Annotated in this window: 15 protein-coding genes; 6 read left to right on the top strand and 9 right to left on the bottom strand. The window is 43.8% G+C overall.

Features of this window, described 5'->3' with window-relative positions; all coding sequences use genetic code 11:
• Positions 1 to 34: 34 nt before the first annotated feature.
• The 3 genes from ACJA3J_RS04465 to ACJA3J_RS04455 are packed head-to-tail and all read right to left on the bottom strand — an operon-like array spanning position 35 to position 1,696.
• Positions 35 to 865: a YihY/virulence factor BrkB family protein gene (locus tag ACJA3J_RS04465; protein WP_089651691.1), complete on the bottom strand. Its 831-nt coding sequence runs from the start codon at positions 863 to 865 to the stop codon at positions 35 to 37.
• Positions 866 to 887: 22 nt separating this feature from the next.
• A complete protein-coding gene (locus ACJA3J_RS04460) occupies positions 888 to 1,217 on the bottom strand; it encodes a YtxH domain-containing protein (protein WP_089651690.1) in 330 nt (109 codons plus the stop codon).
• A gap of 11 nt (positions 1,218 to 1,228) precedes the next feature.
• Positions 1,229 to 1,696 carry a low molecular weight protein-tyrosine-phosphatase gene (locus tag ACJA3J_RS04455; protein WP_089651689.1) on the bottom strand — a complete coding sequence of 156 codons (468 nt, stop codon included), beginning with the start codon at positions 1,694 to 1,696 and terminating at the stop codon, positions 1,229 to 1,231.
• Positions 1,697 to 1,917: 221 nt separating this feature from the next.
• On the opposite strand from ACJA3J_RS04455, the gene ACJA3J_RS04450 reads away from it, so the two are divergent.
• Complete coding sequence (locus ACJA3J_RS04450; protein WP_089651688.1) at positions 1,918 to 3,309, top strand: sodium:alanine symporter family protein; 1,392 nt, start codon at positions 1,918 to 1,920, stop codon at positions 3,307 to 3,309.
• 755 nt (positions 3,310 to 4,064) lie between these two features.
• Here the strand turns inward: ACJA3J_RS04450 and ACJA3J_RS04445 are convergent.
• Genes ACJA3J_RS04445 through ACJA3J_RS04425 form a run of 5 tightly spaced genes read right to left on the bottom strand, consistent with a single transcriptional unit; the run spans position 4,065 to position 7,018 of the window.
• Positions 4,065 to 4,730: an SOS response-associated peptidase gene (locus ACJA3J_RS04445; protein ID WP_406945651.1), complete on the bottom strand. Its 666-nt coding sequence runs from the start codon at positions 4,728 to 4,730 to the stop codon at positions 4,065 to 4,067.
• Positions 4,731 to 4,790: 60 nt separating this feature from the next.
• Positions 4,791 to 5,162, bottom strand: coding sequence for a DUF1992 domain-containing protein (locus ACJA3J_RS04440; protein ID WP_089651685.1), 372 nt, complete (start codon positions 5,160 to 5,162; stop codon positions 4,791 to 4,793).
• Positions 5,163 to 5,173: 11 nt separating this feature from the next.
• Positions 5,174 to 5,629: a nucleoside deaminase gene (locus ACJA3J_RS04435; protein WP_406945650.1), complete on the bottom strand. Its 456-nt coding sequence runs from the start codon at positions 5,627 to 5,629 to the stop codon at positions 5,174 to 5,176.
• Positions 5,630 to 5,643: 14 nt separating this feature from the next.
• Complete coding sequence (locus tag ACJA3J_RS04430) at positions 5,644 to 6,285, bottom strand: MOSC domain-containing protein (RefSeq protein ID WP_406945649.1); 642 nt, start codon at positions 6,283 to 6,285, stop codon at positions 5,644 to 5,646.
• Positions 6,275 to 7,018 (bottom strand): YkgJ family cysteine cluster protein, encoded by a 744-nt coding sequence (locus tag ACJA3J_RS04425; RefSeq protein WP_406945648.1) that lies wholly within the window; start codon positions 7,016 to 7,018, stop codon positions 6,275 to 6,277. Before ACJA3J_RS04425 ends, ACJA3J_RS04430 begins: the two co-directional genes overlap by 11 nt.
• 163 nt (positions 7,019 to 7,181) lie before the next feature.
• Here ACJA3J_RS04425 and mreBH point away from each other — a divergent pair, with 163 nt between their 5' ends.
• The 4 genes from mreBH (at position 7,182) to ACJA3J_RS04405 (ending at position 10,417) form a co-directional block, all read left to right on the top strand.
• Complete coding sequence (gene mreBH / locus ACJA3J_RS04420; RefSeq protein ID WP_089651681.1) at positions 7,182 to 8,189, top strand: rod-share determining protein MreBH; 1,008 nt, start codon at positions 7,182 to 7,184, stop codon at positions 8,187 to 8,189.
• A gap of 582 nt (positions 8,190 to 8,771) precedes the next feature.
• A complete protein-coding gene (locus tag ACJA3J_RS04415; RefSeq protein WP_089651680.1) occupies positions 8,772 to 9,077 on the top strand; it encodes a hypothetical protein in 306 nt (101 codons plus the stop codon).
• A 26-nt stretch (positions 9,078 to 9,103) separates the two neighbouring features.
• Positions 9,104 to 9,475, top strand: coding sequence for a DUF1428 family protein (locus ACJA3J_RS04410; protein WP_089651679.1), 372 nt, complete (start codon positions 9,104 to 9,106; stop codon positions 9,473 to 9,475).
• Between the two features lie 21 nt (positions 9,476 to 9,496).
• Positions 9,497 to 10,417: a ketopantoate reductase family protein gene (locus ACJA3J_RS04405; RefSeq protein WP_406945647.1), complete on the top strand. Its 921-nt coding sequence runs from the start codon at positions 9,497 to 9,499 to the stop codon at positions 10,415 to 10,417.
• Between the two features lie 37 nt (positions 10,418 to 10,454).
• Here the strand turns inward: ACJA3J_RS04405 and ACJA3J_RS04400 are convergent, their stop codons facing one another.
• Positions 10,455 to 11,015 (bottom strand): M15 family metallopeptidase, encoded by a 561-nt coding sequence (locus ACJA3J_RS04400; RefSeq protein WP_406946271.1) that lies wholly within the window; start codon positions 11,013 to 11,015, stop codon positions 10,455 to 10,457.
• 154 nt (positions 11,016 to 11,169) lie between these two features.
• Here ACJA3J_RS04400 and ACJA3J_RS04395 point away from each other — a divergent pair, with 154 nt between their 5' ends.
• Positions 11,170 to 11,898, top strand: a complete 729-nt coding sequence (locus ACJA3J_RS04395) for a hypothetical protein (protein ID WP_309545154.1) — start codon at positions 11,170 to 11,172, stop codon at positions 11,896 to 11,898.
• Positions 11,899 to 11,920 lie beyond the last annotated feature (22 nt).

Below are 11,920 nucleotides of genomic sequence, written 5' to 3'. Positions count from 1 at the left end.
GAACCTTACACGGTCCCGCCTTTCTTTATCTGTTCTACCCCCATGTCTCTTTCGTTCTGCGATGATGACTCATAGCATTGATTTCCCCTCCCAGAATAATGACGACTCCTGAAAGGTATAACCAAATCATCAGCACAATCACTGTACCTAAACTCCCATATGTCGCAGAGAAATTCCCAAGACTACTCACATAAAAAGAAAACAACAAGGAAACTAACTGCCAGCCGAATGTGGCAAACACCGCCCCTGGGACGGTATCACGGTATTTTAACCGTTTATTTGGTGCCATAACGTACAAAAAAGATAATACGATGTAAAAGATGATGGATGAAATCACCCACCTCATCCCATTCCATAACGTCAAAAAGTTTTCAGAAAGTCCAAAGACAGAAAACAGTTGGACGCCGATCGTATGACCGAGAACAGGCAGCAGAAAAGCAATTCCGATAACGAAAACCATTGCCACTGTCAGGACAATCGCGATGATGCGTGATACAAGAAATGAACGATTCTCACTGACGTTATGAGCACGGTTGAATGCTCGCATAATGGCATTGACCCCATTAGATGCAGCCCAAAGGGTGCCTAGTAAACCGATGGATAGCAAACTTCCATTTTCACTGCTTAATAAGGACGAAACATTTTCCGTAATCAAATCAAACGTTTCAGGCGGCGCATAGGTACTGACGAAAGCAAGCACTCGTTCTTCGTCAATATGTAAATATCCGAGCAGTGTAAGCAGGAATATCATAAAAGGAAACAAAGATAGTAGAAAAAAATACGACAATTGAGCTGCCATTCCTCCGACATCATCTTCACCGAAGCGAGTAAACAGCTCTTTGCCAAAATTCTTGATGGTCTTCACGATATTCCCTCACCTCTTGTGATCAAGAAGCTTCTTTTGAATCGTCTACAGCTCTCAGCTGCTCTTTCACTTCTTGATTAATTTCCCCTACTTTATTCAGCATACTCTCCGCCTTATCCAATAATTCCAGAAGATCTTCCACTCCTTTATTTACCTGGGAAGAAAATGCCTCATAATTCACTCTGATCCTGTGGATTGCTTCTGAAGGCTGCTTCACATAACTTTGACACTTGGAACCTGTAGCTCGTGATTTCTCTCCTACATACTGTCTCGTTTCTTTATCCATAAGAGCAGTTATTCCTCCAACCAAAGCTCCTATAAGAACACCTTTCCAAAGTTTACTCTGTCCCATAAACATCCTCCTCAAAGATTATGATCGTTTTTTATTTTCTCTAAAAGTTTAAAACATCCCTCATGGACGAGGTCATACACATATTCAAAATTTCCTGTGAAATATGGGTCAGGCACTTCACTTTCCTTCGAATGAGGAACGAAGTCGAGAAGTTTAGCGACAACTACATCATTTTTTTCTCGAATTCCATTCAAGTCCTGGATGTTTTTATTATCCATCGCAATCAAGTAATCAAATTCATCCCAGTCGGATTCCTTCACTTGCCTTGCACTCATCCCCTCATAAGAGATGCTTTTATCATCAAGGATGGCCCGAGTCCCTTCATGAGGTTCAGCACCAATATGCCAATGGCCAATCCCTGCAGAATCGACGGTTATTTTTTCATCCAATCCTTCTTTTTTCACCAGATCTTTAAAGATTGCTTCTGCCATAGGAGAACGGCAAATGTTACCGAGGCAGACAAATAATACACGAATCATAATTATGTTCCTCCAATGTAGTATTTCTCATCTGTTTATTTTCTATGAAAGCGTCGAAATTCCTGCCCATATAAAACAGTTCACCCAAATATCTTCCCTTTTTATGTCGAAATCAACCGTTCTTTTTCATTTTTGTACTGAAATGACCTTGACATTTGTTCCTAATTTTCGGAATATTTAATATATGGACGAATACTAACTATATGGATAGGGGGAAGATGATGGGTGAAGGTAGTGCACTACACAGTTTTTTAAGTGAATTAAGTGGAATCGTCTGGGGACCGTTCCTCTTAGTTTTATTAGTCGGAACAGGGGTTTATTTAACACTCCGTCTGGGGTTTCTTCAGTTCAAAACGCTCCCCTACGCTCTAAAGCTTGCTTTCAAACCAAGCAAAGAGAAGAAAAAGAATGAAAAGGGGGATATTTCTCATTACCAGGCGCTCACCACAGCTCTTGCGGCAACCATCGGAACAGGAAACATTGCTGGTGTTGCAACGGCCGTTGTCCTAGGGGGGCCAGGCGCCGTTTTCTGGATGTGGGTAACAGCAGTTTTTGGTATGGCGACGAAATATGCCGAAGCTGTCCTAGCCGTTAAATACAGAATTGAAGGAAAAAACGGTGAAATGTCCGGCGGACCGATGTATTATTTGTCCCGCGGTTTGAAAACGAAGTGGCTTGGGCGGCCTCTCGGTTTCTTATTCGCAATCTTCGGTGCGGTCGCTGCATTCGGAATTGGGAACATGGTACAGTCCAACTCTGTTTCTGATGTCATGGAAGGCACGTTCAATGTTTCTCCATGGGTAACGGGAGTTCTGTTGACCCTTTTGGCAGGTTTAGTATTGCTTGGAGGGATTAAAAGTATCGGGAAAGTCACGGCTTTCTTTGTTCCAATCATGGCTATTTTCTATGTCATTGGTGCATTAATTATACTTATACTCAATTACAACATGGTCATCCCGGCATTTGGTACCATCTTCAATGATGCGTTTACCGCAAGTGCCCTTGGAGGCGGTTTACTCGGAACAGTCATTCGTTATGGTGTCGCACGCGGGGTATTCTCAAATGAAGCAGGTCTCGGTTCTGCGCCGATCGCTGCGGCTGCAGCCCGCACCGACTATGCAGGACGACAGGCTCTTGTATCCATGACCCAAGTATTCATTGATACTATTATCGTTTGTACAATGACAGGGTTAACGATCGTCATGGCAGGTCAATATCAAGGCGGGCTGGACGGCGCCGACTTAACTTCTACTTCATTCCAAATTTTCCTTGGTGATGTAGGGGCGTATATTGTAACCATAGGCTTAGTCTTCTTTGCCTTCTCTACCATTGTCGGTTGGTCCTACTATGGAGAAAAATGCTTCGGTTACTTGACGAAACAACGATTCATCGGTGTTTACAAGATAGTATTCGTAGCATTCGTCCTTGTAGGAGCCGTATCCCAACTGAGCACAGTATGGGTTTTCGCTGATGTCATGAATGGCTTAATGGCCTTCCCGAACTTGATCGGACTATTACTCCTATCCGGGGTCGTAGCGGCCGAAACGAACAAGTTCCTGAAAGTCGCCAAGAAAGAAAAACAACAAGAACGCGAACAACGCCAAGCCGGTTAACCTTAGAATCTAATCAACCATTCAAAAAGAGCTTACAGCCACAAATTGTGCTGTAAGCTCTTTTTTTTGATGCCCAACTTCAGAAATACTCCCGATTGTGGAAGACTCAGTTTCGAGATAACCGGGGTTCGTTTGCCGTATTTGGAGTCAGGGGTGGTTGGAGAAACGAACCCCTATACCGAGAAGGAGGAGTTTCTCCCACTCTTCCCTCCTAATCAGGAATAAAGCGATCTGTATCAAGCTTTTACGTTGTGAATGACTGCTGTGGAGGGGGGGATATTATCCACTTCCCTCAATCATACAAGCTGATTTTTCCAGAAGTGGTTTCGAGAATCTTCCATGGCAAAGGGGCGGAGGGGAATGGGGAGACTCCTACTTTAAGTGTGCAGGCGCCTCGATCAGCGGCGTATGGACTGGACTGAGCTGGCGGAGATAAAGGAAACACGAAGAACGGAGTGATTCGATGTTGACTTATCGTACAGAAGCGAGGGAAGTCTCACTAGCCGCTAGGCGCCGAAACCGGATATAGAAGAGGAAAAAAGTGCTTGGTGAGACCCCGCAGGACGGAGCCGGGGAGGCTCAAAAGAATAGAGGAAGTTCGATTAAGTTCGGCACGTCCTGTGCCAACATCGAACGACCCCACTTCGTGTGGGGCCCCGCGGAAAGCGAGTCATTCCCCGCAGCCCCATCCACTCTACAAAAGTCTCGAAACTGAGTCTTAAACAATCCTGCCAGATTATTTAATAAAGGTATGGTCACGCTAAGGGGGTGATGCAGTCTGGGCCTTCGTTTTTTGCGGAGTTCACATAGTCGCTAACTTCATAGGCACGGAGGTCGTTCATGGTCAGTTGTTCAACAAAGCCTTTGGCATCTGACGGTGACCATTTCACTGGTTCAATCCACTGATCCTGCTTTCCTTTCGGCAGTATGACAGGCATCCGGTTGTGGATCGGAGCCATGAACTCATTCGCATCCTGAGTGAGAATCGTGCAGGTGTAAAGAGACTCTTCCTCCCCTTCCCACTGATCCCACAATCCGGCAAAAGCAAAAAGGGAACGGTTTTCCGGTTGAATTCTAACGGGTTGTTTTCCTGATTCAGTTTTCTGCCATTCATAAAAACTATCCGCTACAATCAAGCAGCGCTTTTGACTCATCAGCCTTTTGTAGCTGGGTTTTTCATGAGCTGTTTCACTTCTGGCGTTAATCATTTTATAGCCAATTTTAGGATCTTTGGCCCACGATGGGACAAGCCCCCATTTCATATAACCTGCACGCTTTTGCTTTCCATCATGGATGACCACCAGTACCTTTTGCCCCGGTGCGATGTTGTAACGTGGTTCATAGCCGTCAATTGGTCTTTCTATTCCGTACTCTCTCAATATTTCCGCTTCTTCTGCTAATAGAGTGTATCTTCCGCACATATCATCGCCTCCTTTTGTTACACCGTGAGCCAATGCTAAAAGTAAAAACCCCGGCCGAATTCAAAATCCGAAACGCCGGTCAATCTTGCTTTGATATTGTTTAAATGCCCCTGACTGGTTCAACTTCCTCTTTTCCATCATCATGTCAAAGCGCAGTTTCTTCTCTTTCCATTCTTTTTTATAGTGAGCGGATAACTGAGGATCTGCAATTTCTGTTAGGAGATCTTCAATCTCTACCATCTCTTTTTTTAGAATCATTTCTTCAGGCAGCATGTTGGCATTCTTCAAAATCCGGTAACTGTTTCTAAGTTCTGGAGGCAGATGAGCGAATTCGTCTTTGGGCAGCGGTTTTCCTTTCCCCGGCAAGTTGTCGAAATCCCCTTTTTTCATGGATTGTTTAATCTTTTCTTCAATCAAATGTCCATAATCCATCTTTCTGCCTCCTATCCTTTCTTCGTCCCATAGGCTTTCATTGCATCTAACTCTTTATTTTCGATTGGTTCATGGATCATCTTGATTTCACGTTGGTCCTTCGGTTTTTCAAGGTCTTGATAAACTTTCTCTGAAAGGGTAAGTCCAACACGACTTGCATCTTCGACGGACTGGGAGTATATGACTTTTTTCAGATTAGAAAAATACATGGCTGTGAGACACATCGCACAAGGTTCCCCACTTGCATACATCGTACAATCACTCAAATCAATCGACCCCCGTGCTTGTTGAGCTTTCTTGATCGCTACCAATTCAGCATGAGCACTGACATCTGGTCGTAGATGCAGTTCATTCACACCCTCAGCGATAATTTCTCCGTCACAGACAAGGACAGCTCCGAACGGGTGGCCGCCATCCTCCACATTTTTTAAAGCTAATATTAAGGCCCGTTCTGAAAAAGGATTCATGACCTATTCCCCCCTCACTTTTGTAGACGCTTGTTCAGTGTTTGTTTCAAACCATCGGCTAGTGGTTCAACAGCTACAATCCGTCTAATTTTAGCGGTATTATCTCGATCGTGGTAGCGCACTTCATTGACATCATCCACCGTCACTCCATCGGGGTGGGACTCAATCAAAGTCATGTAATCCCCCGGGGACACTCTTCCCTCCCGTAACACCCTCAAATAAAATCCTGAGAACCCTTTTTCCATGACACGAGCTGGAAAGTCATCGATTCCATGAGTGCGGGCTATGATATAGCATGGTTTCCTCGGCTCAGACACTTGCAGGACTGCGTCTCCGAGCTGAAAAACATCCCCAATACGGACATCCCGTTCATCAATCCCTTCCACAGTCAAATTTTCCCCAAAAGAAGGAAAACTAAATTCTTGGCTGTATTGATCTTCCCAGTGCCTATAGTGCTGGGCTGGATAGAGACAGACGGCTTTATCACGACCGCCATGATTCTTTTTATCTGCTTGTTCATCCCCTTCAAAGTTCAAGTAAGTTAAATGAACAGGACCTTTGACAGGGGTTTTCCGATAGGCACTGTTCAACTCGCCTTTATCTGTTTCATAAGTTTCCGGACGGCCGACATTCAAAGATAAGAGTTTATACTTCACCTAAGGTCCCCTCTTTCCACTGCTTGATCCAGGCTGGAAGGTAATCATAACTCCACGCATCCATCGGGTAATCAACAAAAACATCCTCTCCATTTTCATAAAGCGCCTGTATTAACTCATTGATACTTCCGAAATAAAATTGATAAAGAAATTCATAGCTGAACGGTTCTTTTGGCATATGCTGATCGGCACAAACCTGCGGATCACTATAGTTCAAATACGTACGACAAGGAATCGGCCGCACTTCATAAGCCATACACAATTGAGTCTCTGGATCCAGCATCGGACAAGGCAGATTCAACTTTTTGTATTCCAGCTTCGTCTCTGGTGCTTCATAATCCATGGCCATGGCTACTTGCAATTTATCCTGCTGTTTTTCATAGTAATTTTCCCAATGCGCATAAATCGCTTTTTTTCGATCTCCCGAGAAGTTCTCGATGGAACGAAACAACATTTTCGCTTCCATTTTCGTGATGACAATTGGAAAGTAGCAGCAAAAAGCACACCCCATAAAACAATTCGGCTTCATGGAAGTGAATTCCTCCATCCGCTCGATTTCGTTGTCTACTTCCGTCAGGAGACGCTGAAAACCACTCAATATCACAGTTTCCGTATCCTGTTCACTATCCAATAAATCATCAACAATCCCATCGAAAAAAGAAGGATCGATTTCATACAATTGGTTTATTTTTTCACACCGTTTTATAATCTCTTCATGTTTCAAAAAACTCATAGAAAAACTCCTCTGTATATCGTTAGTCCCATTATACACGGGGGGAGACTTATGACACTACTTTCTCTCCGACCACGAATTTCCTGTTGTTCAACCCCCAAAAAAATCCTATGATATGAGAAGATATATAAATAGATTATTTCACCTTTGGAGGTACGTCTACATGTTATCAAACGCAGAAATCGGTATCGATCTTGGTACTGCTAATATATTGATTTATTCGAAATCAAAAGGAATTTTACTTAACGAACCGTCTGTTGTCGCCTACAACACAGAAACGAAAAACGTGGTAGCTGTAGGAAAAGAAGCAAAAGAAATGGTCGGAAAGACACCGAGAAACATCATCCCTGTCCGCCCGTTGAGAGATGGTGTCATCGCTGATTATGATATGACCGCACAAATGTTGAAGGAGCTTTTGAAAAAAGTATCCAAAAAATCCGGAATCTCCATGCGTAAACCGACCGTCGTTATATGCACACCTTCAGGCTCAACATCTGTAGAACGTCGCGCCATTCACAATGCTGTGAAAAGCTATGGTGCTAAAAATGTGCACTTGATTGAAGAACCAATCGCAGCCGCAATTGGTGCTGACCTTCCAGTCGATGAACCCATTGCTAACGTAGTCGTAGATATCGGTGGCGGAACGAGTGAAGTGGCCATCATTTCCTTCGGTGGTGTCGTATCCTGCAAATCCATCCGTACAGGTGGAGACGTCATGGATGAGGAAATCATCCAGCACGTCCGTAAAGCTTACAACGTATTAATCGGAGAGCGCACAGCCGAGCAAATCAAAATGGAAATTGGCTACGCACTGATCGAGCACCCAGAAGAAACAATGGAAGTAAGAGGTCGCGACATGGTCACAGGTCTTCCAAAAACCATTGAATTGAAGTCCACGGAAGTTCAAGGAGCCCTGAAAGAATCCCTTGAACAACTGCTTGAAACGATTCGTGCAACCCTTGAAGATTGCCCACCGGAACTAAGTGGAGACATCGTAGACCACGGTGTTATCCTTACCGGAGGCGGTTCCTTGCTCAACGGCATGCAAGATTGGCTGTCCAACGAAATTTCCGTACCCGTACACATGGCCCCAAGCCCACTAGAATCCGTAGCCATCGGAACCGGCCGCAGCTTGAAAATGATTCAGAAACTGCAAAAAGCAAGTAAGTAAGTTAGAAATGCGGAAACGCCCTGGGAGTCCCGACAAGCATAAGACGAGGGGCGCAGTGAGGTGATCTTCCCTCACGGAGGCCATCGACTTATGTCTCGAGGGACTGGGCGTTGAAGCTGGACAAACAGAAGTGTGGAACCACCCCGTGAGACTCGACAAGCATAAGACAAGCGGCGCAGTGGAGAGGTCTTCCTCCACGGAGGCGATTGACTTATGTCTCGAGAGTCTGGGTAGTGGAACCGGACAATTCGAAGTGTGGAACCACACTGGGAGGCCCGACAACCATAAACCTAAGTTGCGGGTTCTAATAAAATTCAAAAAATGAAAAACCTCCGGCAATCCCGGGGGTTTTGTTGTTTTCTGCCTTTCTACTACCTTAAAAGTAACAATATTCAAAACGAAAATCCCCTCCCAAGAGAGGAAATAGCATAAGTTGTGTCGAAATACGCAATGAAAGTAGAGATTAATTCACGTTTTTGGTAGAATGTTTCGAAAACCCACGGAGTGGAAAGATGAGGATAAGGACGATTATTCCACTCTTCCATCTATCGCAAAAGATTACGCAATAAGGAGCAGATTCCAATGAAACTATCTTCTTTACTCAAGTGGTTAACAGGTGGGAGTGAAGCATTCTTAGCTATTCCTATAGCAGGCGGAGCGTTCATTTTCAGTAACGGATGGCTGCCACTTTTATTCATGTTTGTTTTCCACTTGATCACACTCGTAGTATCAGCTAAGGATAAGCGTTCCTACGCAGGAAGTATTCTCGGTATGATCACAAGCGCCATAGGAGCAATTCCTATTGTCGGCTGGGTCATGCATACAGTGACTGCCATTGTTCTTTTAATAGATGCTGGACGGTCCACAAGTCTGGATAATAAATCCTGATAACCTATAGTGCAGGGGGAGTAGAGATGTTTACAGTCATATGCCTTTTTCGAGTAAAACAAAAGAATTTGGATGAATTCATAGAATTGAGTAGAAAATCAGGAAATCTCTTAAAATCTCATGGTGCTCTCGATCATAATATTTATTTTTCCAATAAATTGACCGGCAGCCAAGGATCCATGGGATTTTTGAATGTTGTTGATGTGGAGGAAGATGAGGAACTCGTTCTCGGTCAATCCATATTCAATAGCGAAGATCATTATCATGAGATCATGAGAACAGCAGGATTCGACGATATCATCCAATATTTAGATGATCACATTAAAGATGTTGTAGAAACGACCAGAATTATTACTTCAAGCTTTACAACAGAGCGCAGTAAAGAGTTAGAAGCATAATTTCTTCGGAGGTGTCGGAATATGAAAATCGTAGTTTTAGGTGCAGGAGCCCTCGGTGCCTATTTTGGAGCACGCTGGCAGGAAGCTGGTCATGAAGTCATTAACCTTGTCCGCGAAGGAAGAGCCGAGCAGATTGAAAAAAACGGTTTGAAGCTACATAGCGAAATGGGGGATTACGAAGTTCCAGATCCTGTGATTGCGAGGAGCCCAGAGGAAATCGAAAGCCCTGACCTTGTTTTTCTTGCCGTCAAAGGCTACCACCTTCATGGTACATTGGACTGGCTAAAAGCTTTGGTAAATAAAGGAGCAAAAGTGTATCCCGTTTTAAATGGCATGGAACACATCAGTATTTTGCAAAAAGAATTGGGAGAGGAAGCTGTTATCGGTGGACTTTCTTACATCATTGCAACCCTTGATGAAGCTGGTCATGTTGTCCATACGAGTCCATTCCATGACCTTGTATTTGGCCCGCTCCATACTTCTCAGCAAGCCATCTGTGAAGAACTTGCCCTCGCGTGTAACCAGGCGAATATGAATGGAACGTTAAGTACGAATATTTTAGAGGACATGTGGAAGAAATACATGTTTATCACTGCATTTTCCGGGATTACAACAGCTGTTAATCAATCCATTGGTGTTGTACGAAGTTATCCTCAAACATTCCGTATTGCAGAGCGAATCCTTGCAGAAATGAAAGAACTCGCAAATGCTCACAACATTAGTCTGACAGACGAGCAAGTGCAGCAAGCATTTGAACGCTTACGTGGATTCGATCATGAAATGACTTCTTCGATGCATCAAGATCGACGAAAAGGCCTGCCCCTGGAAGTTGAACACCTTCATGGCGGAGCTTTACGCCTAGGCAGCGAAGTCGGATTGAGCATGCCTTATATCGAAACCATCCATGCGATGATCAAACCTTACGAAGAATATCAACAATGAGAAAAAAAGGGTGCTCCAACTCGGGGCACCCTTCTATCTATTCTTCATCTACATACTCGTCTACTTCCGGCCGCTTTCCTCTTTTCAATTCCCTGATCGATAATCCGAAGTCCATTTGCAAGTGAGGATAATCCTTAAAATTTTCCCAGTCGCCTCCCCACTCAAACCCAAGACCTTTAGCTACATCTACAATTTCCAACCAATCCGATCGTCCGTTTCCATTTCCATCGTATTCTGTATCCCAAATGACCCGGCCGTCTTCGTGCTCAAGTGCAAAATCGATAGCAAGACCATAATTATGATAGGACTCACCGCCCCTTGCATAAGTGACGATTTGCCCCTCAGAAGAACGGCCTTGTTTATAGAGCTTATCCTGTCTTTGAACAGAACGGTGACCTTCCGTAATGACGATGTTAATTCCTGCTTCCTGTACCGTTTCGACCAGCTGATCTTTGCGTTTTTCTACCGTCGGGTGAAGGTTCGTGGGCATGGGGACATCTTTTTTATAAAAAACACCTTGAGGAAGTTCCTTTTCTACTTGTGGGACCAAAAAGAAAATTACTAGAGCAACCACGCCAGCAAAAAAGAAAAAGTTCATCAGGTTCGTTAGAATGCGCACTTCCAGCTTCCCTTCTATTCATTTAGTAATTAATTTGAGAATACCACAAGGAGCTTCATAGAGAAATGAATAACTTCCTTTTCATAGTCTCCTATAGTATATTGACAGAAACATCCAATTTGGAGGAAGCCTTATGAAATCCGTCTACTTATTACTATCAAACACAGGTACGATCACAAATCAGGCCATCAAAGCATTCACTGCAGCCCCCTATAACCATGCTTCTCTCTCCCTAGATAAAAACATGAAGCGTTTATATAGTTTCGGAAGGCGTCGACCGACAAACCCTTTTTGGGGCGGATTCGTTCAGGAAGACCTTGTTCAAGGGACCTTCAGCTGGTATCCTTACGCGACTTGTGCGGTTTATGAATTAAAAATGACAAGAAGAAAATATCAAAAGCTCGAGCGTCTTCTTAAAGCGTTCGCTAAAAACTATAAAACTTACTTTTACAATTACTTAGGTCTCTTAGGGGTACCTACAAACCAGCCCATTCATGTAAAATCCAGTTATTTTTGCTCCCAATTCGTAGCTGAAGTACTTAAGCGAGCAGGATCCAATCTTTTTCACAAAACCAGTGCACTTGTCACTCCAGATGATTTCCGCGGCCACGAAGAACTCCAGTTGATTTACGAGGGCCCTCTTTATGAATATCCACATCTCTATTCCAGACCTTATTATCATCCAAAGAAATACAGATCCTTTCCATTCCGGAAGTACATGAAGCAGCAGGTAAGATCGGAAGTGCTGGGGATTCAAGAAGAGAACGGCGAGCTCTACCAGTTTAGGGATGGCTTCATCAAACCTAAAAAAATCTTAATCTCAAAAAAATGGTACAGAATCAGAAAGATCCTGAACCTATAATAAATCCCTCATCTTCCACAAT

Origin of the sequence: Halobacillus sp. SY10, assembly GCF_045401165.1 — a bacterium.
Taxonomy (GTDB): Bacteria; Bacillota; Bacilli; order Bacillales; family Halobacillaceae; genus Halobacillus; species Halobacillus aidingensis.
The sequence above is the reverse complement of the archived record's forward strand: the minus strand, read 5'-3'. Positions and strand labels throughout refer to the sequence as shown.